This is a genomic window from Ercella succinigenes, from assembly GCF_900002895.1.
Genome location: NZ_CDHP01000063.1, coordinates 14692 through 41168, shown reverse-complemented (window position 1 = coordinate 41168; position 26477 = coordinate 14692). Strand labels below are relative to the sequence as shown.

The 26477-nt window shown below is 40.2% G+C and carries 22 protein-coding genes; 18 read left to right on the top strand and 4 right to left on the bottom strand.

Annotation, left to right across the window (positions count from 1 at the left end; all coding sequences use genetic code 11):
* Positions 1-21: 21 nt before the first annotated feature.
* Positions 22-1974 (bottom strand): ribosomal protection-like ABC-F family protein, encoded by a 1953-nt coding sequence (gene abc-f, locus AC0KSB_RS13445; RefSeq protein ID WP_472310142.1) that lies wholly within the window; start codon positions 1972-1974, stop codon positions 22-24.
* 284 nt (positions 1975-2258) lie between these two features.
* Here abc-f and cimA point away from each other — a divergent pair, with 284 nt between their 5' ends.
* From cimA to ilvB, 6 genes are read left to right on the top strand one after another with little or no spacing between them, the layout of a single operon-like run.
* Entirely contained in the window at positions 2259-3842 is a 1584-nt protein-coding gene (cimA, locus tag AC0KSB_RS13440) for a citramalate synthase (protein WP_472310140.1), read from the top strand.
* 4 nt (positions 3843-3846) lie between these two features.
* Positions 3847-5127 (top strand): 3-isopropylmalate dehydratase large subunit, encoded by a 1281-nt coding sequence (leuC, locus tag AC0KSB_RS13435; RefSeq protein WP_472310138.1) that lies wholly within the window; start codon positions 3847-3849, stop codon positions 5125-5127.
* Between the two features lie 25 nt (positions 5128-5152).
* Positions 5153-5653, top strand: a complete 501-nt coding sequence (leuD, locus tag AC0KSB_RS13430; protein WP_472310136.1) for a 3-isopropylmalate dehydratase small subunit — start codon at positions 5153-5155, stop codon at positions 5651-5653.
* Position 5654: 1 nt separating this feature from the next.
* Positions 5655-6752: a 3-isopropylmalate dehydrogenase gene (gene leuB, locus AC0KSB_RS13425; RefSeq protein ID WP_472310134.1), complete on the top strand. Its 1098-nt coding sequence runs from the start codon at positions 5655-5657 to the stop codon at positions 6750-6752.
* Positions 6753-6799: 47 nt separating this feature from the next.
* The gene (gene ilvD, locus AC0KSB_RS13420) at positions 6800-8452 is read left to right on the top strand and encodes a dihydroxy-acid dehydratase (protein ID WP_472310132.1); all 1653 of its coding nucleotides are present in this window, start codon (positions 6800-6802) and stop codon (positions 8450-8452) included.
* Positions 8453-8502: 50 nt separating this feature from the next.
* Positions 8503-10233 carry a biosynthetic-type acetolactate synthase large subunit gene (ilvB, locus tag AC0KSB_RS13415; RefSeq protein WP_472310130.1) on the top strand — a complete coding sequence of 577 codons (1731 nt, stop codon included), beginning with the start codon at positions 8503-8505 and terminating at the stop codon, positions 10231-10233.
* Here the strand turns inward: ilvB and AC0KSB_RS13410 are convergent.
* On the bottom strand, positions 10230-11006 hold the full coding sequence (locus AC0KSB_RS13410; RefSeq protein WP_472310128.1) for a TIGR03915 family putative DNA repair protein: 777 nt from the start codon (positions 11004-11006) through the stop codon (positions 10230-10232). The genes ilvB and AC0KSB_RS13410 overlap by 4 nt on opposite strands.
* Entirely contained in the window at positions 10990-12258 is a 1269-nt protein-coding gene (locus AC0KSB_RS13405) for a putative DNA modification/repair radical SAM protein (protein WP_472310126.1), read from the bottom strand. The genes AC0KSB_RS13410 and AC0KSB_RS13405 overlap by 17 nt, the downstream gene beginning before the upstream one ends.
* A gap of 245 nt (positions 12259-12503) precedes the next feature.
* Between AC0KSB_RS13405 and ilvN the strand changes: the two genes are divergently transcribed.
* On the top strand, positions 12504-13019 hold the full coding sequence (gene ilvN / locus AC0KSB_RS13400; RefSeq protein ID WP_472310124.1) for an acetolactate synthase small subunit: 516 nt from the start codon (positions 12504-12506) through the stop codon (positions 13017-13019).
* A gap of 62 nt (positions 13020-13081) precedes the next feature.
* On the top strand, positions 13082-14083 hold the full coding sequence (ilvC, locus tag AC0KSB_RS13395; protein ID WP_472310122.1) for a ketol-acid reductoisomerase: 1002 nt from the start codon (positions 13082-13084) through the stop codon (positions 14081-14083).
* Between the two features lie 89 nt (positions 14084-14172).
* On the opposite strand, the gene AC0KSB_RS13390 is transcribed toward ilvC, so the two are convergent.
* The gene (locus AC0KSB_RS13390) at positions 14173-14595 is read right to left on the bottom strand and encodes a hypothetical protein (protein ID WP_472310120.1); all 423 of its coding nucleotides are present in this window, start codon (positions 14593-14595) and stop codon (positions 14173-14175) included.
* A gap of 405 nt (positions 14596-15000) precedes the next feature.
* Here AC0KSB_RS13390 and AC0KSB_RS13385 point away from each other — a divergent pair, with 405 nt between their 5' ends.
* From AC0KSB_RS13385 to yfmH, 10 genes are read left to right on the top strand one after another with little or no spacing between them, the layout of a single operon-like run.
* Positions 15001-15471 (top strand): ribosome maturation factor RimP, encoded by a 471-nt coding sequence (locus AC0KSB_RS13385; protein ID WP_472310118.1) that lies wholly within the window; start codon positions 15001-15003, stop codon positions 15469-15471.
* 34 nt (positions 15472-15505) lie between these two features.
* Entirely contained in the window at positions 15506-16654 is a 1149-nt protein-coding gene (gene nusA / locus AC0KSB_RS13380; RefSeq protein WP_472310116.1) for a transcription termination factor NusA, read from the top strand.
* Positions 16655-16936, top strand: a complete 282-nt coding sequence (rnpM, locus tag AC0KSB_RS13375) for an RNase P modulator RnpM (RefSeq protein ID WP_472310267.1) — start codon at positions 16655-16657, stop codon at positions 16934-16936.
* A complete protein-coding gene (locus AC0KSB_RS13370; protein WP_472310114.1) occupies positions 16923-17273 on the top strand; it encodes a L7Ae/L30e/S12e/Gadd45 family ribosomal protein in 351 nt (116 codons plus the stop codon). The genes rnpM and AC0KSB_RS13370 overlap by 14 nt, the downstream gene beginning before the upstream one ends.
* Positions 17274-17319: 46 nt before the next feature.
* A complete protein-coding gene (gene infB / locus AC0KSB_RS13365; protein ID WP_472310112.1) occupies positions 17320-20565 on the top strand; it encodes a translation initiation factor IF-2 in 3246 nt (1081 codons plus the stop codon).
* Between the two features lie 4 nt (positions 20566-20569).
* Positions 20570-20926: a 30S ribosome-binding factor RbfA gene (gene rbfA, locus AC0KSB_RS13360; RefSeq protein WP_472310110.1), complete on the top strand. Its 357-nt coding sequence runs from the start codon at positions 20570-20572 to the stop codon at positions 20924-20926.
* Positions 20919-21929 (top strand): DHH family phosphoesterase, encoded by a 1011-nt coding sequence (locus AC0KSB_RS13355; RefSeq protein WP_472310108.1) that lies wholly within the window; start codon positions 20919-20921, stop codon positions 21927-21929. Before rbfA ends, AC0KSB_RS13355 begins: the two co-directional genes overlap by 8 nt.
* Positions 21926-22945, top strand: a complete 1020-nt coding sequence (truB, locus tag AC0KSB_RS13350) for a tRNA pseudouridine(55) synthase TruB (protein WP_472310106.1) — start codon at positions 21926-21928, stop codon at positions 22943-22945. Before AC0KSB_RS13355 ends, truB begins: the two co-directional genes overlap by 4 nt.
* A complete protein-coding gene (locus AC0KSB_RS13345) occupies positions 22923-25148 on the top strand; it encodes a bifunctional riboflavin kinase/FAD synthetase (protein WP_472310104.1) in 2226 nt (741 codons plus the stop codon). Before truB ends, AC0KSB_RS13345 begins: the two co-directional genes overlap by 23 nt.
* Positions 25145-26476, top strand: a complete 1332-nt coding sequence (gene yfmH, locus AC0KSB_RS13340) for an EF-P 5-aminopentanol modification-associated protein YfmH (RefSeq protein WP_472310102.1) — start codon at positions 25145-25147, stop codon at positions 26474-26476. The genes AC0KSB_RS13345 and yfmH overlap by 4 nt, the downstream gene beginning before the upstream one ends.
* Position 26477: the final 1 nt, after the last annotated feature.

Here is a 26477-nt window from a genome sequence, read left to right as displayed (position 1 = left end):
TCAACTGCTTTGATAAATTAATTATGTATCCGACAATTCAAACAGTTCTTCGTAGATATCCTCGGTTTTTTGCAGTACAACAGCATATCTTGCATATAATTCCGGAGTGTTGTCTTGACTGAACTTGTTTTCCAGTTCGGTTTTTTCTTTTTCGAGTTCTGCTATTTCTTTTTCCAGATCCCGAATTTTTTGCTTGCGTTTGGCTTCGTTTTTTCTTTCCTCGGCACGATTAATACGACCTGCGAGTTCTTTGACTTTTGCCTGTTCACTGGCCGATTGTTTTTTTATTAAATCTTCATTAATAAATTTTTCTTCTGTTTCTTTTACCTTTTTTCTATAATTTGTGAAGGAATCAAAACTGTCAATTTTACCGTTTATAAAGCCCAGGATATTATCAGCGCATTTATCTATGAAATATCTGTCATGGCTGACTGATAGAATTGAACCGTCAAAACCAATTAATGCCTGTTCCAGTATTTCACGAGAATTAATATCCAGATGATTCGTGGGCTCATCGAGAAATAACATATCCGGCTGTTCCAGCAGCAGACAGCATAGATAAAGCCTGGCTCTTTCGCCTCCACTAAGAATTTTTACCTTTTTAAAAACATCTACATCCCGGAAGCCATATCTTGCAAGTAAATTTCTTGCAGTCGCCTCGTCGATACCGCTGTGTACCAACAAAGTATTCAGTGCTGAGGCATTTTCATCAGAGAAATCTATCTGCTGTCCCATATGTCCAAAAACAGCTTGCCTTGATAAATGGATTTCGCCATCAAAAAGATCTGTTTTACCCAAAATAAGATTTAACAGAGTTGACTTACCGCAACCATTATCACCGCAAAGGCAATACCTTTCTCCACGTCTGATTACAAAACTGGCATCAGCAAAGAGATTTTTATCTCCGCTAAATGAGATCGATACATTTTTAAGAGAAACAAGTTCTTTATCAGGTGCTCCGTCAAGATTCCCCGGCATGAAGCGAAAATTAAGACTGTTTCTTTCTTTTTTTGCACTTGTTTTTATTTGGCTTAATTTTGCAGACAGCTTAGCGGAAACTTTTTCTCTGGCATGATAACCGGACATATTTCTATGTGAAAGCATAGTCTGAGTGACCTGTTCCTGTCTTTTTAATTCTTTGGACAGATTGGCTATTTCCTTTTCTAGTGTTTCCTGTCTGGCCTGTTCCAATTCAATGAACTTGCTGTAATTTCCCGGATTTATTCTGATTGCTCCCTGACTAAGTTCAGCTACCGATGTTGCTGTCTTGTCAATGAACATACGGTCATGTGATATCAGCAGCACCGCACCCTTAAAAGACACAAGATATTGCTCCAGCCATTCCATTGCTTTGGCGTCCATATGGTTTGTGGGTTCATCGAGTAATAAAAGATCGGGTGATTTAATCAGTAGTCTTGCTAATGCGACCCTCATTCTTTCCCCACCTGATAATTGACTCATTGGACGATCAAAAGTATCGTTATCGAGACCTAGGCCGTTTAATGTATCCATCATCTGATGACGAAAATTATATCCACCTGCCGAATCGAAGGTTGCAGTAAGATTATTGTAAATAGCATATAACCTATTTTGCTGCTGTTTTAATGTGTTAAGCTGTTCATCATTTTTGCATATTTCAATTGAGTTTGCCAGTTCTGAGATTTCTCTTTCTTTTTCTCTCATTTGATTTTCCAGATCTGTCAGTTCCTGATTATGCAAAGCAGTTTTATCCAGATCGCAAATATCTTCGACATGCTGTGATAAATAACCGGGTATTACACCAGAGGGCATAATAATTCTACCGCTGTCAGGTTTTTCCAGTCCCGTTATCAATTTAAGCAGCGTAGTTTTGCCGGTTCCGTTACTACCGATAAGTGCGAGTCTTTCCCCTTTATCGAGGCGAAAAGAAACACTGTCCAGAACTTTTTTGTCAAAATATGATTTGGAAATATTCTCAATTGTTAAAAAACTCATAATCTCTCCGGGTTAACTGGTATTAATAGTTGCTTATGTTACTTTTTGTCTGGCATACAATGCGAAAGTATAGCATATACTTATATTTTACTCCAGTTTTGGCAGAAAGCGTTAAGAAAAACCTGTCAGTGTGACATTGTGAAATTAAGTATCCAGGAGTATTCTTGTATTATGCTGGTTAAATGCATTCTTAAACAAATTAATTCCTGCAGCATATCATTTGTTTGGTCAAGATAATTAATAAAAGACAGATGATTGTTGTAACTTGGTCAAGGAGGATCTATATGGAAAACCGAATAGTTGAGATCCTGGATACGACTTTGCGCGACGGGGCACAGATGGAAGGAATATCCTTTTCAGTCAATGATAAATTCCAGGTTTTGGATAATCTTGCAGCATTGGGGATAAAGTATATTGAAGCTGGAAATCCGGGCTCAAATCCGAAGGATAGAGAGTTTTTTGCCAGATATCAGTCCGGAGGAACCGGAAACAGTATTTTGGCAGCTTTCGGCAGCACAAGAAGAAAAGGTTTCAAGTCTCAGGATGATCAGGGGCTTGCAGATCTAATATCCGCAGGAACAAGTACAATTGTTATTTTTGGTAAATGTTGGGGGCTTCAGGTTAGAGAAGTACTTCGAGTTTCAAAAAAAGAGAATCTGGCAATGATAGAAGATACTATTTCCTGGCTTAAGTCAAAAGGAAAGGAAATAATTTTTGATGCAGAACATTTTTTTGAAGCATGGAGAGATGATCAGGAATATACCTTAAAGTGCATGCTTGCGGCTAAAAACGGTGGAGCAGAATGTATATGCCTTTGTGATACTAATGGTGCTGCCATGCCGGAAGAAGTTGCAAGAGTGACTTCGGAGTTGATTTCAAAACTGCCTGGCATAAAAATAGGAATACATTGCCATAATGATACAGGCATGGCAGTTGCAAACTCTGTTGCTGCAGTTATGGCAGGAGCAAGCCATGTTCAGGGTACAATAAACGGAATTGGTGAGCGTTGTGGCAATGCTAATCTGGCAACAATAATTGCAAATCTGGAATTAAAATACAATATCAGATGTCTGCCTGAGGGAAAGCTTGAACTGTTAACTCCTATTGTGCGGGCAATGGCCGAGATTTCTAATATAGTTATTCCAAATGGTGAGCCTTATGTAGGTGTATCTGCTTTTACTCACAAGGCAGGAATGCATGTTGATGGTGTTAAGAAAAACCCTGCTACCTTTGAGCATGTGCCCCCGGAGTCTGTTGGTAATGCGCGCCGTTTCTTAATGTCAGAGATATCAGGGCGTGCTGCCGTACTTGATGTTATCAGGAGAGTGCGTCCTGATATTGCCAAGGATGCTCCTGAAGTAGCCGTTGTTCTTCACAAATTGAAAGAGATGGAACATCAGGGATATCATTTTGAAGGTGCAGAAGCATCTCAGGAGCTTCTTGTTTGCAAACAACTGGGATTATATAAACCATTTTTCAATCTGGAAAAAATTCGTATTGCCAGTGAACAACCGCAGACAGGGGAGTACAGTGCCTATGCTTTTATAAAAATTCTGGTAGAAGGTGTTGACGAAACAACTGCTGCGGAAGGTGAAGGACCTGTAAATGCTATGGATCGTGCATTGAAAAAGGCAATGAAGGTTTTTTATCCTGAACTGACTAATGTCAGGCTTACCGATTATAAGGTAAGAGTTTTAAACGCAGATGCAACTGCGTCAAGAGTAAGAACCTTGATTGAATCAACAGATGGACATATGGTTTGGAGAACCGTGGGAGTATCAACGGATATTCTGGAAGCTTCATGGCATGCTCTGGTTGATTCTCTGGAATATAAACTTATGCGTAAACAATTAGGCTGGGAGGAATAATAAAATGGCTATGACGATGACACAAAAAATATTGGCTGCTCATGCAGGTCTGGAAAAGGTAAATGCAGGTCAGTTGATAGAAGCAAAACTGGATTTGGTTTTGGGTAATGATGTAACAACACCGCCTGCAATTTCTGTTTTTGAAAAAACCGGAGCAAAAGATGTTTTTGATAAATCCAAGGTTGCTTTGGTTCCTGATCACTTTACACCTAATAAAGATATTAAGTCAGCAGAGCACTGTGCAAAGATGCGACGTTTTGCTCATGAATTTGATATTGAAAACTATTATGAACAAGGCGAGGCAGCAATGGGTATAGAGCATGTTGTATTGCCTGAGAACGGACTTGTAATGCCTGGTTATACAATAATTGGAGCGGATTCTCATACTTGTACATATGGTGCTTTAGGAGCTTTCGCCACCGGTGTAGGAAGTACTGATCTGGCATGTGCGATGGCGATAGGACAAACCTGGTTTCGTGTTCCTGAAGCAATTAATTTCCGACTTAAAGGTAAGCTTAACTCGGGTATTACCGGTAAAGATCTTATATTGCACATAATAGGTATGATTGGTGTGGATGGAGCTCTCTATCAATCAATGGAATTTACCGGTGATGGGGTTTCCTCTCTTGATATGGCTGACCGTCTGACGATTTGTAATATGGCAATTGAGGCCGGCGGCAAAAATGGTATTTTCCCTGTAGATGAAATTACTTTAGACTATATAAAAACATTTGCTCCTGAAAAATATGAAGCAAATGAATATGAGGTTTATAAAGCCGATGAAGATGCAGATTATATCAGGACAATTGAAATAGACCTGTCTGAAGTTCCTTTGACTGTTTCTTTCCCGCATCTGCCGGAAAACGCCCGTCAGGTAGGAAGCTTTGAAGAAATCCGAATTGATCAGGTGGTTATTGGATCATGTACAAATGGCAGGATGGAAGATATGCGTCTTGCAGCTCAATATCTTAAGGGACAGAAGGTCAGTAAAGGGATGCGCCTGATAGTAATACCAGGTTCACAACGAGTTTACAGAGAATGTCTCCGTGAAGGTTTGATGGAAATATTTATCGATGCAGGTGCTGTTGTCAGTGCTCCGACATGTGGACCTTGCCTTGGCGGGCATATGGGTATACTTGCTGCAGGTGAAAGATGTGTAGCAACTACAAACAGGAATTTTGTCGGCAGAATGGGTCATCCTGAATCAGAAGTTTATTTGGCAGGTGTACCTGTTGCCTGTGCCTCTGCGATAAAAGGCGTTATTGCTTCCCCGGATGAAATATGATTATAACCAATAGGAGGAAATATTTATGAAAGCTCAAGGAAAAGCCTTTAAATATGGTGCCAATGTCGATACGGATGTAATTATTCCGGCACGTTATCTTAATACTTCAGTACCTTCGGAACTGGCAGCACACTGCATGGAAGATATCGATAAAACTTTTGTAGAAAGAGTGAAACCAGGTGATGTCATTGTAGCCGGTCCTAATTTTGGCTGTGGTTCTTCTAGAGAACATGCTCCTGTTGCCATTAAAGCAAGTGGTGTTAGCTGTGTTATTGCTCCAAGCTTTGCCAGAATTTTTTATAGAAATGCAATTAATATGGGCCTTCCTATCATGGAATGTCCTGAGGCATCGAAAGCAGTTAATGAAGGCGATGAACTTTCTATAGATTTTGATACCGGTATTATAAGTAACTTGACCAGTGGCGAAACTTATCAGGCAGAGCCATTTCCTGAATTTATTAAAAAAATAGTAGAATCAGATGGCCTGGTTGGGTACATTGCTAAAAAGAAACAAGGAGTAATATAAAATGGGAAAATATAAAATAGCAGTTATACCTGGTGATGGTATTGGACCGGAGGTGACTAACTGCACACGTCAGATTCTGGAAACTGTTGCAGGCTTAAAAGGCCATGATTTTTCCTTTCAGGAATTGCTGGCAGGTGGTATAGCAATTGACGCTACGGGAGAACCTTTACCTGCTGCAACTATAGCAGGATGTAAACAAAGTGATGCGGTTCTGCTTGGAGCCGTAGGCGGACCTCAGTGGGATACACTTCCCGGAGACAAAAGACCGGAAAGAGCTTTGCTTGGTTTGAGATCGGAATTAGGTTTATATGCTAATATCAGACCAGCTGTTTTGCATCAGGCATTAGCCCGGGCATGTCCTTTACATCCTGACACCGCCAAACGTGGCATTGATATGGTTTTTGTCAGAGAACTTACAGGCGGTATTTATTTCGGAGATAGAGGTAGAAGAGACAGTCAGATGGGTCAGCTGGCATATGATACCGAGGCATATAGTGTTGTTGAGATCGAGAGAATAGCTAGAGTTGGCTTTGAGATGGCAATGAAGAGACGCAAAAAACTGACTAGTGTTGATAAGGCTAATGTTCTTGAAAGCTCAAGATTATGGAGAGAAATTGTTATAAAAACAGCAGCTGACTATCCTGAAGTGGAGCTTGATCACCTGTATGTCGATAATGCTTCTATGCAGCTTATCAAACGACCTGATGACTTTGATGTTATAGTGACAACAAATATGTTTGGTGATATTCTTTCAGATGAAGCTGCAATGATAACCGGTTCAATAGGAATGCTTCCTTCTGCTTCACTTGGTGTTTCCGGAACCCCTGGAATGTATGAACCTATACATGGCTCTGCACCTGATATTGCAGGTCAGAATAAAGCTAATCCTTTAGCTGCCATTCTGTCTGCTGCAATGATGTTAAGATTGTCGCTCAATCTTGAACAAGAGGCTGTGATAATTGAGAAAGCCGTAGCATCTGTTCTTGACAAAGGTTATCGTACAGGTGATATTTATCAGAATAATCAGGCTGATGATCAGCAGATTTTGATAGGAACCCGTCAGATCAGTGATCTGGTTGTAAAAGAACTTCAAGCCTGAATCAGAAAGGAGAAGGTAAAGTACTTAGAACTTTACCGGATAAAAATATGAAAAGTGATGCAATAAAGAAGGGTCCTGCTCGTGCGGCTCATCGTTCTTTGCTCTATGCTCTCGGCTTGTCTGAAAGTGAAATGAAAAGGCCTTTTATTGCTGTTGTAAATTCATTTAATGAAATTGTTCCTGGTCATATTCATTTGAGAACATTGACCGATGCTGTTAAGTCGGGAATTCGTCAGGCTGGAGGAGTTCCGTTTGAATTTCCTGCCATAGCAGTTTGTGATGGTTTGTCAATGAATCATGCAGGCATGAAGTATTCACTTATTAGTCGTGATACTATCGCTGATAGCTGTGAAATTATGTTAATGGCACATGCTTTTGATGCAGTAGTCTTTGTCCCCAGTTGTGATAAAGTTGTCCCGGGTATGCTGATGGCTGCGGCAAGAATGAATTTGCCGAGTATTTTTGTAAGCGGTGGTCCTATGCTTCCCGGTCGTTTTGGTAAAGACCAGCTGGGATTAAGCAATATGTTTGAAGCTATTGGAGCACATTCAGCCGGTAAAATCAGTGAGTCTGAACTAGATGAGATGGCAATGTCTGCCTGTCCTACCTGCGGAAGCTGCTCTGGAATGTATACTGCCAATACTATGAATTGTCTTACAGAGGCTATTGGCCTTACTTTGCCAGGTTCGGGAACAATTCCGGCTGTTTATTCGGACAGAATTCGACTTGCGAGAATGACAGGTGAGAGAATTGTTGAATTGCTTGATCAGGGGATAACTGCCAAAGAAATAATGTCACCTGATGCAATAAGAAACGCTTTATGTGTTGATATGGCTCTTGGCGGGTCAACAAATACAATTCTGCATCTGCTTGCAATAGCCAGAGAAACCGGTTATGAACTTGATCTCAAGGAAGTCAGTAAAATCAGTGATTCAACGCCGCAGCTTTGCAAGCTTAACCCTGCCGGCCCGGATTTCATTACCGATTTAAACGAGTCGGGAGGAATAACAGCTGTAATGGCGGAATTGGCAAAAGGTGGTTTTATCAACACCGATACCATCACTGTAACAGGTAGCTTGCAACAAAAATTATCTATGAGCAAAGGCTCCGATGGCAAGGTTATAAAGAATTATAAAGAGCCATATGCAGCTGATGGTGGTCTGGCTGTGTTATTTGGTAATCTGGCACCGGCAGGATGTGTTGTGAAAAAAGGAGCTGTTTTGCCGGAAATGATGATTCACGAAGGTCCGGCAAGAGTTTTTGACAGTGAAGAGGAAGCAAGTGAGGCTATTTTTGCCAAAAAGATTAATCCGGGCGATGTAGTTGTTATTAGATTTGAGGGTCCTCAAGGTGGTCCAGGTATGAGAGAAATGCTCTCACCTACAGCTTCATTGGCTGGTATGGGACTTGATAATAGTGTTGCCCTTATTACGGATGGCCGTTTTTCCGGAGCTACCAGAGGTGCGTCTATTGGACATGTCTGTCCTGAAGCGGCAGTCGGAGGACCAATGGCATATGTCAGAGAGAATGATCGTATAAAGATAGATATTCCGGCAAGAAAATTAGAATTGCTGGTTGATAGCGAAGAATTAAGTAAAAGGGATCCGGTACCAGCTCCTGACAGAAATTTGGCCGGCGTGCTTAAAAGATATCAGAAAAATGTTGATGTAAGTAGTCGTGGTGCACGCATAATCGACTGATTCTATGAATTATCAGAGAATTTTGGAAACAGCCGAGAGGAGGATTATCAGTGAACGGTGCAGAAATAATAGTTGATTTTTTGAAAAAAAAGGGTGTTAATCATGCTTTTGGCTATCCCGGAGGTCCGGTGATAGTTTTGTATGATGCCATATATAAAGCAGATTTCCCACATATTCTAACGAGGCATGAGCAAGGTGCTGCCCATGCTGCTGAGGGATTTGCCAAAGCTACAGGTATTCCGGGTGTTGTGATTGCAACTTCTGGACCAGGTGCTACTAATTTAGTAACAGGACTTGCTGATGCCATGCTTGATTCAGTACCTATGCTTGCAATAACAGGTGCCGTTGCGAGGAAGGCTACAGGATCAGATGCTTTTCAGGAAGCTGATATCACGGGTATTACCCAGCCGATAACTAAATATAATTATCTGGTCATGAAACCAGAAGAACTTTTGCCTATTCTTGAAGAGGCCTGGCAGATGACCACCGAAGATAGACCTGGACCGGTGCTGGTAAACATTCCTAAGGATATAATGGCAATGGAGATTGATTTGTCAGAATCAGGTTCTGTGACCGCAACTTCTACTTATGTGAGGCACAGACCACCAAGAGTGAGAACTGCCTCTATGTCTGACCAGGTCTATGCTGCCCTTGCCAAGGCAAAAAGACCGCTGCTTCTGGCAGGGGGCGGCTGCATAATCTCTGAAGGAGCGGTCAAAGATTTGAGATCTTTTGCCGAGTGCATAGGCTTACCTGTGGCTACAACTCTGATGGGTAAAGGTTCTATAGTGGAAGATCACCCATTATATCTTGGCAATCTTGGTATGCATGGTACACCACAGGCAAATAAAGCTTTGGCTGATTGTGATCTTTTGCTGGCTGTAGGTACAAGATTTAGCGACCGCATTGTTGGAGACCCTGAAATATATAATAAAGAAAATGACAGAGTAGTTATACAGGTTGATATAGATTCGGCTGAAATAAGCAAAAATGTTAATGCTCATATACAAATTGAAGATGATGCAGCAGACTTTTTTAAGACTATGCTGCAGGCTCAGCCCGATGAGAAGACTTGTGGCAGTTTTTCTGATCGTTGGGCAGACTGGCAGGAATTGCTGAAAAACAAAAAAATCAGATATGAAGAGCTGAAACAAGCAATGTATGAACCAACTGATCCTTTGCAGCCGCAATATGTAGTTCACGAGGTTGCAAAGGCACTTAAAGGACAGGACCCGATACTTGTTACAGATGTGGGACAGCATCAGATGTTTGCTTCACAGCATTTCCCAGTTGAATCACCACGTAGTTTTATTACTTCCGGTGGTTTAGGAACAATGGGCTTTGGATTGCCTGCTGCTATGGGTACGGCAACTGCTTATCCCGATAGAACAACAGTCTTGTTTGTTGGTGATGGCGGTTTTCAGATGACAGTTCAAGAACTGGGTGTTATCGCCAGTCATAATATGCCTGTTAAAATATTTATTATGGATAATGGCTGTCTTGGTATGGTAAGGCAATGGCAGGAATTGTTTTTTGGAGAAAGATATTGTCATACAATATTGGAAACTAATCCAAATTTCCTTAAAATTGCCGAGGCATATAATATAAAAGCAGGAAAAGCGACTGATCCTGAAAGCTTGCGGCGTGAAATAAATTTATCGCTTGCTGAAAAAGGACCTTATATCGTACATGTAATGCTGGATGGTTCAACCAATGTATATCCGATGATACCGGCAGGTAAATTGCCAGGTGATCTTATAATGCCTGGATTGGACGACTAATTTTCTGGTTTAAAATCGGTCATATGTTTACGGTATTTTTTTGGCAGATTTCCATTTTGCAGTTTCTGATTTTTCCTTTCAGGAATTGTCAGGTGATTTAGATAATCACTCCACATTTCAGACATGTAATCTGATTTGCCAAGACTGACAGCCGGGAGCTGAGTATTTTCATTCAAATCAAATTCAAATAGAGAGGTTTTGCCGTGGGCTTTGTGATAAACTGCAAAGCTGCGGCGAAGATCTCTTATAACAAAGTTTTGATCATAAAATCTTTCAGAAAAATGTTTTATAATCAATGGCAGAATATTGCAATCAGGCTCAATATCTGCCAGATATATTTCTTCTTCGTCATTGCTGTTTATAAGTTGGAATCTTAATATACCAAGATAATAATGAGCCATAGCATTGGCTTTGCGTACAGCTTTCACAACTGCTGATATTTCAGGCAGATCTGTTCTGCCCGCCGGATCATATGCCATTTTTATTGCTGTATACAAATAATTATATATTTTCATTTCAATACCTGCTATTTCAGAAAGCCAGGCACACCACACATCATGCATTATTTCAGCTGCTGATGCGGGGTTAATTCTTGCAGACAGATTTTTATGAAAAGTGTTGACTATATCGGGCTCCGGCTCTGTGAATATGGTTTCTGTCAGGAGTGGGCAATCATTACCTGTCACAAATTCATCAGGTTTTTTGTTGTTGCGAAAGCACCAGGCAATTGCCGAAAGCATGGCATCAAAATTATTTTCAATTCGCAAAATCATATTGAAGCTCCTCGATAGATATTTGTCTGGCACTTTGCCTTTGCTTTCCTGCTTTATCAGATAAAAGATATCTCAGCTGAGACGCTTCCGGCAAAAATGGAGCTATATATTTGCCACTGCATGTAATAAACCAGGAAGCTCTTTTTAGAACGATTCCCATTCTTTTGAGATTTTCAGGTTGGAGATTGTGATATCTTCTGGCAGCAATTATTCTGCGTGCAGAAATAACTCCTATGCCCGGTACACGTAACAAAAGCTCAAAATCAGCTTTATTTATTTCAACCGGAAATTTATCGAGATTATGTAATGCCCAATGGCATTTGGGATCTATTTCGAGATCAAGATCTGGACTTTGTGGTGAAACAAGTTCATCAGCTTTGAAACGATAAAACCTCATCAGCCAATCGGCTTGATATAGTCTGTGTTCGCGCAGTAAAGGCGGTGCCTGTGTAATTGCCGGTAGAAGAGGGTTTGAGTTAACAGGCATGTATGCCGAGTAATAAACTCTTTTTAGTTGATACTGATCATACATTTTTTGCGACATTTTCAATATATGTAAATCCTTTTCAGGACTGGCACCGACTATAATCTGAGTGCTTTGTCCTGCTGGTGAAAAAGGTCGTGTTTTTTTCTCCCTGACAGTGAGTGAATTATATTCTGCAACACCATCTCGCAAAATAAGCATAGGCTTTGAAATTGCTGCGGCATTTTTTTCCGGGGCAAGCATTTTGAGACCTTGAGGTGTGCATTGCTCAATATTCACACTTACTCTATCAGCCAGAATTCCCAGATTTTTTATCAATTCACTGGAAGATCCCGGAATAGCTTTGGCATGTATATATCCTTGGAAATTATGTTCTCTCCTCAGCAAATGCAGAACCTCTATCATCTGTTCCATTGTCAGATCGGGACTTTTCCATACACCGGAACTAAGGAATAATCCCTCTATCATGTTGCGACGGTAAAACTGCATTGTTAAATCTGCAAGCTCCGCCGGTTTAAACATGGCTCTTTTATGATCATTTGATTTTCTGTTTATACAATAGAGACAATCATATTCGCAATAATTAGTTAGAAGAACTTTAAGTAATGAAACACATCTGCCGTCTTCGGTCCAGCTATGACATATCCCTGAAGCATAAGTTGAACCTATTCCGCTGCCATTGTTGGAACGGTCACTCCCACTGCTTGAGCAAGATACATCGTAACGAGCGGATTCGCCTAAAATATTAAGCTTTTCTGATGTGTTCATAAAAAAACTCCTATATCTGCTTTGTCAAAAGGAACATAAGTTCTTTATAATGATATTAGCGTGAAAATCGGAAAAAGTCAAACTTATGTTCGGGGCAGATTAACTATTATCTAATCGTGAGTGAATATAAGTATAAAAATTACTGTTTTAGGACTATAATCAGCACAAAGCTTATTAGAGGTTGCTCTTAAGCTCAAAAAGTGATAATTTGAAAAGTAGCAAAAATTTATTTTTGGAGGCTAAGCATGAAAAATCAATGCCTTTCGGTATTAGTAGAAAATCGTGCCGGAGTACTAACCAGAGTACTAACCAGAGTAACTAATATGTTTTCCAGAAGAGGATATAATATTGAAAGTCTGGCGGTAGGTACAACACAAAATGAGTCTATTTCCAGGATAACCGTTACATTAAAGGGTGATCAGGAACTGGTTGATAAAATTACTAAACAACTACATAAACTACCTGATGTTCTAATGGTCAGGCATCTTACACCTGAAGATCATTTTTCAAGAGAACTTGTTTTTATAAAGGTTAAGGCAAAGGCACAGAACAGAGCTGAAGTTATGCAGGTTGTTGACATTTTCAGAGGACATATAATCGATGTTTCTCCTGACACACTTACTATTGAACTTAGTGGCGGTGAAGACAAAATAGAAGCTTTACGCAATATGCTTGAGCCTTATGATATTCTGGAAATGGTCAGAACAGGTACAATTGCTATCGAAAGAGGCTTGCAGGCAATGAATGTTGATAGCCTTTGATGTATAATAGGCAAAGAAAAATAAATAAGGTTTATGACCATATATATTTGTAGGAGGATAAAATGAAAAAGATTTACAAGGAAAATGAATGCCGTACCAATGCACTTGATGGTAAAACCGTTGCTATTATAGGCTATGGGAGCCAGGGACATGCACATGCTCTTAATCTGCATGAAAGTGGATTTAATGTTATTGTTGGACTTTATGAAGGCAGCCCATCATGGAAAAAAGCTGAAGCTGCAGGATTAAGTGTCGCTACAGCTGCAGACGCAGCAGCCAAAGCAGATGTGATCATGATATTGATCAATGATGAAAAACAACCAGAGCTTTATGAGAAAAGCATACTCCCGAATCTTAAACCTGGCAAAGCTATAGCTTTTGCACATGGTTTTAATATTCATTTTGGTAGAATAATACCTCCCGCCGATATAGATGTATTTATGGTTGCTCCTAAAGGTCCTGGTCATACTGTCAGAAGCCAGTATCAGGCAGGTCGCGGTGTGCCTGGCCTTTTTGCTATTTATCAGGACGCTACAGGTAAAGCTCGTGATATAGCTTTTGACTATGGCTTTGGTATAGGTGCCGCCAGAGCAGGTATGCTGGAAACTACTTTCCGTGAAGAAACAGAAACTGATCTTTTTGGTGAACAAGCTGTTTTATGCGGTGGTGTTTCAGAATTGATGAAGGTTGGTTTTGAAGTTCTGGTTGAAGCAGGATATGATCCTGAAAATGCTTACTATGAATGTGTGCATGAGATGAAGTTAATTGTTGACATGATTGCACAGGGTGGTTTATCGCTGATGCGTTATTCTGTAAGTGACACTGCAGAATATGGTGATTATTCGATCGGTCGCAGAATTATTACAGATGAAACAAAGAAAGAAATGAAAAAAGTTTTGCAGGAAATTCAGGAAGGTGTTTTTGCACGTAACTGGATATTGGAAAATCAGGCAGGAAGACCTAATTTTATGTCTCGCCGCCGTATTGAGTCAGAGCATCAGGTAGAACAGGTTGGTCGTGAACTCAGAGCAATGATGAGCTGGAATAATGAAATAGAAGTATAATTTGCTTTTGTAAAGTTAATAGGAAAATAAAAAGGGATGCCTCAAAATTCTGAAGCATCCCTTTTTTTATTATTAATCAGCTTAGTTATCTATTCCAGAGGCTGACTGTATTTCCTGATTTGTTCCGAAAGCTCGTCCATTTTTGCACTTAACATAATCGTTACATTAAGACTGTTTTTATCGGAGAATTCCTCCAGATCTCCCAAAAAAGTTTCCAGCTGAGTCAGATCACTACTACCTGCCACTTTGTAAATACTGTCAATGTAAACATGGGTTAGATCATAATCTTTAGCACTTATACCGGCTATAAAACTTAAGAGTTCCTGATATCCATTTACAGGATATTCCATGATATCGACCAGTCGTATTTTATACTTGACCAGTCTGTCCAGTCGATGTCCGTACTGGATACATACGATGTTGTTTGAATCACTAAATGCCTGTGCATTAAGATCATCCACCAGACGTGCGGTTTTCCCGCTTCCTTTGCTGCCTACAATTATTCTGACCATAAGCATCACTCCCTTGCATTTGCTGAAGTCATTTCCGATAAATGACTTTAACCTATTTTAACCTAATATTCATAGCAAATGAAGGCTTAAACAAAGAAAACAAACAACATAAATTAACAAATAAGAAACGATTAATTTGTCAATATGACGAAAAAATATTGAAGAAAAATTGCTTTGATCGAATAAAATGCACAATAGATAAGCTGTGAAATCATGTATATCAAAGGGTTTTCGACTATATTCAACATGCTCTGCAGACGTTAAAAACCCCTATTTGAAAGCCTTTTACCATGCTTGCAATATAACCTAGCTACTGTTATAATGTGCAAGGAATGACGTTTACTTGTTTGCAAAGAGTGGGGAAGCCCCACTCTTTGTTTATACCGCTGTTTGAAAGGAAAATGGATGGCAGATAGGTCGCAGCAGGCACAAAAAGTTTTTGATGCTCTGGAAAAAAAAGTTGAACAAATGGGATTAGAACTGGTTGATGTTGTTTTTGTGAAAGAAGGCTCTTCCAGGTTTTTACGTTTGTTTATAGATAAAAAAGGCGGCGTCAGCATTGATGATTGTTCAGATGTAAGCCGAATGGCCGACCCTGTTATAGATGAAGAACTTAAAATCAGCAGTCATGACTATCTGGAGGTTTCTTCGCCTGGTCTTGAACGCCCTTTAAAGACTCTTAAGGACTATGAGCGTTATCAGGGTGAACTTGTAGAATTAAAATTGTATAAGTCTGTTGATGGTGAAAAAACTTATCAGGGGTATCTGGAGCCGTGCACAGAAGATCATATTTCGATCTCAATGGAAGATGGAGTCATAAAAACTTTTAACCGATCCGATATTTCCAGAGTGAAGCGGATTATATTATTTGAATAAAAGCACCTGATATATTGGAAGGAGACAAAAAGGCATGAATGCTGAATTGATTGAAGCTATAAGACTTCTGGAGAAGGAACGCGGAATAGATGCGGAAATGCTTTTCGAGGCAATCGAAGAGTCACTTGTTTCAGCATACAAACGTGAGTTTGAAGCAAAAACTACAGAGAATATTCGTGCAGAAGTAGATCGTGAAACTGGTGAGATGCGGGTTTTTCTAACTAAAACGGTAGTAGAAGACGTTGAAGATGTAAATTCTGAAATGTCTCTTGAAGAAGCAAAAGCATTGTCTGCTGATTTCGAAATTGGCGACATGATGGAATATGAGCTTCGTCCTCAGGATTTTGGCAGACTTGCTGCCCAGACTGCTAAAAACGTTATCAATCAGAAACTGTGCAGTGCTGAAAGAGAGAGAATACAAAACGAATTCAGCAGCAGAGTGGGAGAATTATCCGCGGGTGTCATACAACGTAAAGACAGAAGAGAAGTAATTGTTGATATCGGCAGAGCTGAAGCGGTACTACCCTACAATGAGCAGGTAAGAATTGACGGCTATAACTTTAACCAGAGAATGAAATTCTATATACTGAAGGTTGACGAGAAAAAAGGCCGGCCGATAGTATATGTTTCGAGAAGCCATCCGAATCTTGTAAGAAAGCTTTTTGAGCAGGAAGTACCTGAAATTGCGACAGGTGTTGTGGAACTGGTATCAGTTGCCAGAGAAGCCGGATCAAGATCAAAGATAGCTGTAACTTCTCGTGATGAGAATGTCGATAGTGTCGGCTCATGTGTTGGGCAAAGAGGCCTTAGAGTTCAGGCAATAATGGATGAACTGATGGGTGAGAAGATAGACATTATTGAGTGGAGTTCGGATGAAGCAGCATTTATCAGCAATGCTTTAAGTCCTGCAAAAGTTGTTAGAGTAGATATTAATGATGATGAAAAAACTGCAAGAGTAGTTGTTCCTGATCATCAGCTTTCTCTTGCAATTGGACGTGAAGGTCAGAATGCAAGGCTTGCCGCAAGGTTAACCGGCTGGAAAATTGATATAAAGAGTGAATCTCAGTACCGCTCGGTGCTCGAAGAAGAACTGATGTCACGTTTCGAGCAGGCAGTTGACGAAACTGCACCTGAAGGCTTCGAAGATACCGAAGAGGATCAGGATTCTGATATACAGGAGTAAATTATGTCTAAAAAAGTTCCTGCTCGTATGTGCGTAGCCTGTAGGGAAATGAAACCAAAACGGGAACTCATTCGAGTAGTGCTTAACAGTGATGGCAATATTGCTTTAGATACCACAGGCAAAAAAGCAGGCAGAGGTGCTTATGTCTGCAGAAACAGACTTTGCATGGGAGAAGCTCTAAAAACTAATAAGTTTGACCGGGGGCTCAAGAAAAAACTCGGAAAAGAAGTTATTGAGCAACTTATTGCAGAGATGGAGGCACTTCCCATTGAAGAAAAATGATGCGGAATCTTTCTGGCGGCTACTGGGACTTGCGGTAAGAGCCAGAAAAGTAATAAGCGGCAGTGATGCTGTAGAAAGAGCAATCAGACAAAAAAAGGGCTTTCTCTTGATACTGGCTTGCGATATGGCTCAGTCCGGCAGAGAGAAACTTACAAATATTGCTGACAAAAATGGAATAGAAGTTATAATCAAAGGTGATCGTTACCAGCTTGGCAAATGGACTGGTAAAGATGAGAGAGTAACGGCTCTTGTTGTTGACAAGGGGTTTGCTGACAGACTTAAGGATCTGGATAATAAATGTACGGATACAGATAACATTATAGAGGCAAATATATGAAATAGAAAAAAGATAAAGAAAAGTGTTGGAGGATTTACAAGACATTATGGTGAAAAAAGACGAAAAACAGAATAATGCAACAGCTGCCGTGGACAATTCGGTAAAAGAAAAAGAAGATCAAACCGGTCCAACTATTACTATGCAAGGCGTATCTGGTAAAAAAATAACAGGTGTTGTTAAAGTTGTCAAAGTAAGTAAGGCTGACAAAAGCAAGGAAGCCTCTCCATCCACTGAAGATGCCTCATCAGATAAAATAACAAAAACTGAAGTGAAAGAAACAGTTGATGCGAAAGAAGAAGTTAAAAAGGGAAAAAGCAGTGAAGTTATAAGCGAAGAAACTGTAGCAAAGAAAAAAACTTCTGATTTACCTGCTTCTAAAGCTTCGGAGCCTAAAAAAGAAACTAAGAAGGAAGCAAAATCAGAAAGCAGTAAGTCTGCTAAATCTGCTGATATTAAAGTCTCCGAAAAAAGTAAAACAGAAAAAACTGCTGTAGAGAAATCTGCTGCAGAAAAAGTTGTGAAAAAAGACAAAAAAGAGACTGATGATGAGACAAAGACGACTGCAGCAGTTTCAAAAAAAGAGAAGCAGACAGAACCTGCAAAGACTTCTGAATCTGTCAGTAAAACAGATAAGGCAGAGCCATCTGCTTCTAAAGCAGCGCCTAAAACTCCTGTAAGGCCACAACAAGGTCGTCATGCTGATAATAAAACACCAGCAGCCAGACCTCCTATTAGGCCACAACAGGGTAATTATGTCAGAGCGAAACCAGGCGAACAGGTTGACAAACCTCAGGCGGATCGTCCTTTAAATAGCTATAGTAGTGATCGTCCACGTCCGGGACAATATGGTTATCGTCCTCAAAGTGGTCAGTATAATAATTCAGACAGACCGCAAGGCGGTGGTTATCAGGGCAATAGGCCACAAGGTGGTGGTTATCAAGGTAATCGTTCACAAGAGGGCGGATATCAGGGTAATAGACCACAAGGTGGCGGAAGACCGCAAGGCGGAGGCTATCAAGGTAATCGGCCACAGGGCGGCGGAGGATACCAGGGTAATAGACCACAGCAAGGCGGCGGTGGTTATCAAAATAACAGACCATACGGCGGTGGTGGTGGTTTTGGTTATAATAAAGATAAAGATGAGGACGATCGTCAGAATAATGGTGCTCGTTCACAAAGCCGCAAACCACCCAAAAGTAAAATGTCAATTCCAGGAGTTCCGGATGAGCTTCGTGATGTAGTACCACAGGCACCACGTACAAATTTTGCTGCCAGAGATGCATTTGACAAGGGCAACAAAAGAGACGATAAACGTGAACCAAGAAAGACAGTTGTGAATGATGTTAAAGACAAGCATCGCACACTGAAGCAGCAGGCTGCAGCTTTATCTGGTAAAGGTGTAGATGCACTAAATGACGAAACAATATTGGAAACAATCTATAAAGATCCGGTAAAATCACGTGGTCGTAACAATAGGAATAATCGTCGCCAGCAACAGCGTCAGTCATCAACTCCTGCTGTCAGAGCTGTTCTTACACATGTGAAACTACCTGAAATGCTTACTGTTAAGGAGTTTGCTGAAGCAATCAAGAAAACAGCTGCAGAGGTTATAAAACATTTGATGAAAATGGGCGTTATGGCGACCGTAAATCAGGAAATAGATTTTGACACTGCTGAGATTATTGCTCAGGAGTTCAATATTACTTGTGAAAAATTTGTTGAAGTAACGGAAGAGGATATCTTGTTTGATGATTCAGATGATGATGACAAAGATCTCAAACCACGTCCTCCGATCGTTGTTGTTATGGGTCATGTTGATCATGGTAAGACTTCCATACTTGATCATATAAGATCTGCCTCTGTTGCCAGTGGGGAAGCAGGCGGTATTACCCAGCATATTGGTGCATACACTGTTAGAGCCAATGATCGTCAAATTACATTCCTGGATACTCCAGGTCATGAGGCTTTTACAACAATGAGAGCACGTGGTGCTCAGGTTACTGATATCGCTATCCTGGTTGTTGCTGCCGATGATGGTGTTATGCCTCAAACTATTGAAGCTATCAATCATGCCAGAGCTGCAAATACAGAGATAATAGTTGCAATTAATAAAATTGATAAAGAAGGCGCTAATATAGACCGGGTTAAGCAGGAGCTTGCCAAGTATGAGTTGATACCGGAAGAATGGGGCGGTCAGACAGTAATGGTTCCTGTATCGGCTCTTGATGGAAGCAATATGGATGAATTGCTCGAAATGGTATTGCTTACGGCAGATTTGCTCGAGCTTAAAGCTAATCCGGACAAACAGGCCAAAGGTACTGTTGTTGAGGCAAAGCTTGATAAAAACAGGGGTCCTGTTGCTACTGTGCTTGTACAACGTGGTACACTGCGTTCAGGAGATACTCTTGTTACAGGTTCAATTATTGGGCATGTAAGAGCTATGACAGATGATAAGGGCAAAAATGTGAAAAAAGCAGGTCCTTCAATACCTGTAGAAGTTTTAGGTTTGCCGGAAGTTCCTGAGGCTGGTGAAATATTCTATGCCGTTACAGACGACAAGGTAGCAAGAAGCTTGGTTGAAAAACGTAAATCACAGCAAAGAGAACAACAGCTACGCTCAAGTTCACGTATGTCACTTGATAATCTTTTCAGCCAGATGGCTGCTGGAGAAGTTAAGGATCTTAACATTATTATTAAAGCTGACGTACAGGGAAGTGTAGAAGCTGTAAGACAGTCTCTGGAAAAATTGAATAACGGTGAAGAAAATGAAGTTCGTGTAAAAGTTGTACATGGCGCAGTTGGTGCTATTACTGAATCTGATATTCGTTTGGCAGAGGTTTCTAATGCTATTGTCATAGGGTTTAATGTCAGACCGGCAGCGAACGTTGCAGATATCGCCAAAGAAATTGGTGTTGACATGCGTATGTACAGAGTCATTTATAATGCGATAGAAGATATCGAAGCTGCTATGAAAGGAATGCTCACACCTGAGTTTGAGGAAAATGTACTTGGACATGCCCAGGTTAGACAGACTTTCAAAGTTAGTGGAGTGGGAACTATTGCCGGTTGTTATGTAACTGACGGTAAGTTGCTAAGATCAAGTGATGTCAGAATAGTCAGAGATGGAATAGTAATACATGAAGGTTCACTTTCTTCTCTTAAGAGATTTAAGGACGATGCCCGTGAAGTTTCTGCAGGATATGAATGTGGTATTGGCATTGAGCGCTTTAATGATCTTAAAGAAAATGATGTTATCGAAGCTTATGAAATGAAAGAAATTGAGAGGAAGTAATATTATGCAACGCTCAGATAGAGTAGGCGATGAAATTCGCAAGGTGGTTGCAGATCTGATTCAAAACCATATCAAGGATCCTCGACTTCCGGCAATGGTGTCTGTAGTCGAGGTGAGAGCTTCAAGAGATTTATCTCATGCTCATATATATATAAGTGTACTGGGAACAGAAGAAGAAAAGAAAAACTGTGAAGCTGCTCTTAAGAGCGCTTCTGGTTTTATTCGCAGAGAATTATCAGCTAGAGTCAGATTAAGAGTTGCCCCCGAGCTGCATTTCGTCGTAGATGATTCAATAGAACGTGGAATACGTATGTCAAAATTAATAGACGAAACAGTAAAAGGAGCAGACAAAGATGATTGATGTCCGTATCAGTGTTATGGAGCGCCTTTTGCAGGCAAAAAATAATTCTGAAAGCGTTATAATATATCCTCATACAGGTGCGGATGGAGATGCTCTGGGATCTTCACTGTCTCTTCTTCTTGCCCTTAGAAAAATAGGCATAAAAACTGAATTACTTATTGATGAGCCTATCTCTCCTAAACTCAAATTTATTCCTGCTTATGATCTGGCCGAGGTGTATGATGAAAACAAATCATCTCACTGGGAAGAATATCAGACCATTGCTTTGGCTGTTGATTGTGCCGATGCTGATCGTACCGGTCGCAGGGGTGAATTATTTGAAAAAGCTCCGGTTCAAATGGCTTTGGATCATCATGTTTCAAGCGGAGAGTCTTCTGAGTTAAGGCTAATTGATTCTCAGGCGGCGGCAACCGCGGAGATTATATCTGATTTAATTGTGGATTTTGAAAAAAGAATGAATATTAATCTCATGGATACCGATATTGCATCCTTGCTTATGACTGCAATTATATCTGACACCGGTGGATTTGTTTATTCAAATACCACAGCAAGAACCTTTTCTACTGCAGCCTTTTTAATGAGCTACAAACCTGATATCAGACAAATAACATATCAGTTATTTGACCTTAGTTCGCAGACAAAACTTAGATTGACCGGAAGAATATTTAGTGATGCTCAATTCCATTTTGCTGGCAGACTGGCAATTGCTATTGTTGATCAGAAACTTCTAAGGGAATACAGTGCTGCAGAACATGATCTGGAGGGAATAGTTTCACAATTAAGAAATGTTGCCGGAGTAGAAGTGTCATTTATGCTAAGAGAACTTGACGACAAGAGAATTCGAGTCAATATCCGCAGTAGTGATGGTTTTAATGCTTCTGAGTTTGCCAGCTTATATAATGGCGGCGGACATCCGAAAGCAGCAGGCATGACTTTGCAGGGGTTTAGTTTGCAGGAGGCGGCCGATATGCTTATCGGGGAGGCTGAAAGGTATTTGCCATGAGTGCGCTCAAAAACAGTGCACAGGGAATAGTTCTTATAAATAAACCCCGGGGAATGACTTCTTTTGGGGTTGTTTCTCGTTTGCGTAAATTAACAGGCATAAGACGAATAGGGCATTGCGGAACACTCGATCCTTTTGCTGAAGGTTTATTGCCCGTATGTATCGGGAGAGCAACTGCTGCTGTCCAGTTTATGGATCAATACGATAAATCATATCAGGTCAATATAAAATTTGGTGCAGAGACAGATACGATGGATCTTGAAGGTGAGATTATCAATAGTTATGTTTTTTCAGAAACTGAGCTTCAGGAATTAATAAAAGATGATTATTCTGTTTTAAGAAATCTTGTCAGTCAATTACAGGGCGAGCAAAATCAGATTCCGCCTATGTTTTCTGCTGTAAAGGTTAAAGGACGACCATTGTACAGTTACGCCAGAGAAGGAAAAGTTCTCGAAAGAAAAAGCCGAAAAATAAAAATTTATGCTGCTTCTATTGATAATATAAAATGTGATCCCAAGGCAAAAACTTTGGAAATGTGTCTTAATATTAAATGTTCAAAAGGCACCTATATACGTGTTATAGCTGATTCTATCGGCAAAAATTCAGGATATTATGCCCATGCCTCTTCTTTGATCAGAACAACCTGCGGCCCTTATGATTACAAGCAGGCACAAGATATAGAGGATTTATTTGATATGTCCAGATTATTGCCTGATCAGGCATCTTTTGTTAATCTGATTCAAGATAAAAAAATATTGCTGCCTTTAGATAGTGCATTTAAAGATTATCCGGGAATAGTTTTATCAAATGAGAATGCGGTCAAACTTATTTGTGGTCAAAAGATCGCAGAGTCTGACATTGATTTATCAGTTGATGGTTTGATTACGGATAAAAGATATGTTATATATGCTAAAAACAGTCTGATAGCCATTGGAGCGATTGTATCAGAAGATGATGTTAATCATCTGAAAACAGAAAGGGTGTTTATAAATCTTGAGGATTTTCGATCAATCTGAACAGAGTATTCCTGAGCATAACCGTGGAGTAGCATTAGGATTTTTTGACGGTGTTCATCGTGGGCATGCAGATTTAATAAGAACGCTGGTTGTCAATTGTGAGCAGCTCGATTTGATTCCTGCAGTATATACTTTCGATCAACATCCGGGAACCGTTTTACAGGACGACAAAGGGTTTGGCGGATATATCACCACTTGGTCAGACAGGGTTGAACAGCTTGGAAAACTTGGTGTTGAAGAAGTTCATTGTCAGCACTTTGATGATGAATTTTCCCGAATGAAGCCTGAGGATTTTCTTCAGCAGATTATTGGTGTCAAGCTTAGCACCAAACTTGTAGTAGCAGGAGCTGATTATAGATTTGGCTATAAAGGCGCAGGCGATACTGAACTTCTTGAGAAATGGTGTAAATCAAAAGGCATTAAACTGATCATTGTTCCGGATGTTAATTTATACGATCAAAGAGTTTCCAGCAGTAGAATAAGAAAACTGCTTAAGGAAGGAAATATGAAACATGCTGCCAGTTGTCTTGGTAGACCGTTTTCTCTCAAAGGTGAAGTTGTAAAGGGGAGAAGAATTGGCAGAGCAATGGGTTTCCCTACGGCAAACTTTGTTTTAGATCCTGATTTGTTGTGTCCTGAGTACGGTGTATATGTAACAAGGACAAGAGTAGGTGACAGAACCTACTGGTCAATAACAAATTTTGGTCTGCGGCCAACAGTTAATGACAAAGATAAATCGCCTACCGTAGAAACGTATCTCTACGATACAAAGCAGGATCTTTACGGACAGACAATTGAAGTTTTTTTCCTCGAAAAGCTAAGACCTGAAGAGAAATTTGGCTCTTTGCTGCAACTGGGAACTCAGATCAAAGAAGATCTTGAACAGGCATATGCCTGGCATCAGGATTGTGAAGACAGTTATGTTTCAGCTACGGTAAATAAAATACCGGTTTGGTTTTTACAAACTAGAAGATTTGCCCAGGCGAGTATGCAAATTGTTTTTCAACAGAGAATTAATCGTGAAAAAGCAGCTTGTTATGCCTTGCTTATGCAGGTGTTGACGGCAAGCTGTAAGAAATATCCTACTCGTGTAAGCCTGTCGACCGAACTTGACAGATTGTATGGCAGCACAATTGACAGTCACGTAGAAAAACAAGGTGATTTGCAATCTGTTTATCTCACGGTAGATGGTTTGATAGGTTGGTCGGACGGCTCAAAACCTTTTAAACAGGCTGTGCAGATTCTCTTTGATATACTGCTGGAACCTGATCTTGATGAAGACGGCAATTTCAGTAAGACGATATTTGAATCAGAGAAGCAAAACCTCATAATGGAAGCAATAGCACGTGAAAACGACAAAGCCAGATATTCATATGATCGCAGCCTGGAACTATTTTGTGGTGATCAGCCTCATGGTATTAAAGCGGGCGGTAACCTTGAAGACTTGAAAAACGTAAGCCTGGAAGATTTGAAAGATGTTTATAATGATCTTTTAAACAAAACATCCGTGATGGTTTGTGTTGGCGGCAAAATTAGTTCGGGTTTGCAGGAGTTAATCTATAACAACTTAGAAAGACTACCATATTCGGAAGATAGATGTGAATTTGGCAGCATAAAACCAGCTTCTGTGAAAATACCAGAAGGAGAAATATGCAAGGATGAATATAAAAAAATAGAACAGGCCAGAGTAAATCTTATTATTACAGGTTTGCCATATTACTTTAGTCATCAGGGCATAATTGTATCTTTACTTAACAGTATGCTTGGCGGAGATGTTCACTCCCTTCTATTTGACACTGTACGTGAAAAAATGGGGCTGGCATATTCTGTTTATTCAGCATATTCAAGATATTTGTCTGCTCTTTTTATTTTGTCAGGAATCGAACCATCTCAGACTGATGCTGCTATTGCTGCTATTGAAGACCAAATAGCAGTCATTGCCAGAGGAGATTTTGATGATCGTCTTTTCGAAACTTCAAAGAGGTTGCTGACAGCTTCTATTGAATCCAGTCATGATGATCTCGGTCAGATGTTATCTTCAGTTGTAAGTGCAGTTATTCTTGGACGTACTCTTTCAACAGAAGATGCTTTATCTTTGTTGAATGCTGTAAAAAAAGAACAAGTTGTGAATATGGCTCAAAAGCTGGAAGTATCAGTTAGATACAGACTTTTGCCTGAATCTCGGAAGGAGGTAAATTCATGAGTTTAGACATATCCAGAGAATTTCCCGGTTTCCATGTTCAGGAAACCCGTGATCCATTAACCGGTAAAAAAATGCGAACATGGCGCCATGTTTCCGGCATGATGATAAAAGTTTTGCCACGTCCTGGTTTTTCCAAACGCTTTGCAGCAATGACCGTACCTTATGGATCTATACACCAGTCTTTCATGGTTTCAGGGCAAAAAATTGATGTACCTGCAGGATCAGCCCATTTTCTTGAGCACTGCATTTTTAGTAGAGATGACCAGGGGGGACTGCTTGGGCGCTTATCCGCACTTGGAGCCTCTGCTAATGCTTATACAACACATACACATACGATGTATTATTTTTCTGCCGTTCATCATTTTGAAAGAGCTCTGAAAATATATCTTTCTTCAGTTTTAATGCCTTATCTTGAAGCAGACAGGGTGGAGGCTGAAAGACCGGTTATTCTGGCAGAACTTGGCCAGTATTTTGATGATCCCGATAATCGCTGCTATATGCAGCTAATCGAAAATATTTATAAAAATCATCCGGTTAGAACTGATATCGGCGGTACCATAGATTCGGTTAAAAAAATAAGCTCTGAAGATCTAAAACAGATTCATTCTGCTTTTTATCGACCTGGCAGTCTATCGCTTACAATTGCAGGGGACTTTGATGAAACGCGTATTCTTAAAGAAATTGCCGAATTTCTTCCAGAAAAGCCAGGCCCTGCTGTTGAGTCAGTTTTGCCACAAGAACCTGTTGCAGTTAATAGTTCAGGATCGGAAATGTTTATGGATATATCAGCACCATCATTCCTGATAGGCATTAAAGATCCTTTCATATTGCCCCAAAAACCGATTGAAGGATTGGATTTAATCAACAGGCAAAGAGCGGCAAGATTGATGCTGGACACTTTGCTCTCGCCAGTTTCTCCAATATATGAAACCTTGTTCTCAGAAGGTCTGATTAATGATTCTTTTGGTTATCACTACTCCTGTGAGAATAGCTTTGCTTTTCTTGCCATGGGAGGTGAAGCTAATGATCCTCAAAAAACATGTGAAAAATTGACTGAATTGCTTTCAAAAGCTTTGCAGCAAGGTGTCAACAAAGAACTTTTTGAAATACAAAAAAGAGCCGCAGCCGGTGATTTTGTAAGATCGCTCGACGCCGTAGAACATAGTGGCATGGTTCAGGCACAGTGCAATCTTCATGGTGTGGATTTATTCGATTACCCCTTGTTATATGATAAAATGGAAGCTGGAATTGCGGCTGATATGCTTTCGTTTATATCTGATACCAGTAATTACAGTAATTCAATCGTAAAAATTAAGTCTGATTTTTAGA

Excerpts from the sequence above, each read along its gene's own strand:
- AC0KSB_RS13355 (WP_472310108.1), top strand. The coding sequence starts at position 20,919 with ATGATTGATGTCCGTATCAGTGTTATGGAGCGCCTTTTGCAGGCAAAA.
- rbfA (WP_472310110.1), top strand. The coding sequence starts at position 20,570 with ATGCAACGCTCAGATAGAGTAGGCGATGAAATTCGCAAGGTGGTTGCA.
- ilvD (WP_472310132.1), top strand. The coding sequence starts at position 6,800 with ATGAAAAGTGATGCAATAAAGAAGGGTCCTGCTCGTGCGGCTCATCGT.
- AC0KSB_RS13410 (WP_472310128.1), bottom strand. The coding sequence starts at position 11,006 with ATGATTTTGCGAATTGAAAATAATTTTGATGCCATGCTTTCGGCAATT.
- AC0KSB_RS13385 (WP_472310118.1), top strand. The coding sequence starts at position 15,001 with ATGGCAGATAGGTCGCAGCAGGCACAAAAAGTTTTTGATGCTCTGGAA.
- nusA (WP_472310116.1), top strand. The coding sequence starts at position 15,506 with ATGAATGCTGAATTGATTGAAGCTATAAGACTTCTGGAGAAGGAACGC.
- AC0KSB_RS13405 (WP_472310126.1), bottom strand. The coding sequence starts at position 12,258 with ATGAACACATCAGAAAAGCTTAATATTTTAGGCGAATCCGCTCGTTAC.
- ilvC (WP_472310122.1), top strand. The coding sequence starts at position 13,082 with ATGAAAAAGATTTACAAGGAAAATGAATGCCGTACCAATGCACTTGAT.
- cimA (WP_472310140.1), top strand. The coding sequence starts at position 2,259 with ATGGAAAACCGAATAGTTGAGATCCTGGATACGACTTTGCGCGACGGG.
- leuB (WP_472310134.1), top strand. The coding sequence starts at position 5,655 with ATGGGAAAATATAAAATAGCAGTTATACCTGGTGATGGTATTGGACCG.
- leuC (WP_472310138.1), top strand. The coding sequence starts at position 3,847 with ATGGCTATGACGATGACACAAAAAATATTGGCTGCTCATGCAGGTCTG.
- leuD (WP_472310136.1), top strand. The coding sequence starts at position 5,153 with ATGAAAGCTCAAGGAAAAGCCTTTAAATATGGTGCCAATGTCGATACG.
- abc-f (WP_472310142.1), bottom strand. The coding sequence starts at position 1,974 with ATGAGTTTTTTAACAATTGAGAATATTTCCAAATCATATTTTGACAAA.
- yfmH (WP_472310102.1), top strand. The coding sequence starts at position 25,145 with ATGAGTTTAGACATATCCAGAGAATTTCCCGGTTTCCATGTTCAGGAA.
- infB (WP_472310112.1), top strand. The coding sequence starts at position 17,320 with ATGGTGAAAAAAGACGAAAAACAGAATAATGCAACAGCTGCCGTGGAC.
- ilvN (WP_472310124.1), top strand. The coding sequence starts at position 12,504 with ATGAAAAATCAATGCCTTTCGGTATTAGTAGAAAATCGTGCCGGAGTA.
- AC0KSB_RS13390 (WP_472310120.1), bottom strand. The coding sequence starts at position 14,595 with ATGGTCAGAATAATTGTAGGCAGCAAAGGAAGCGGGAAAACCGCACGT.
- truB (WP_472310106.1), top strand. The coding sequence starts at position 21,926 with ATGAGTGCGCTCAAAAACAGTGCACAGGGAATAGTTCTTATAAATAAA.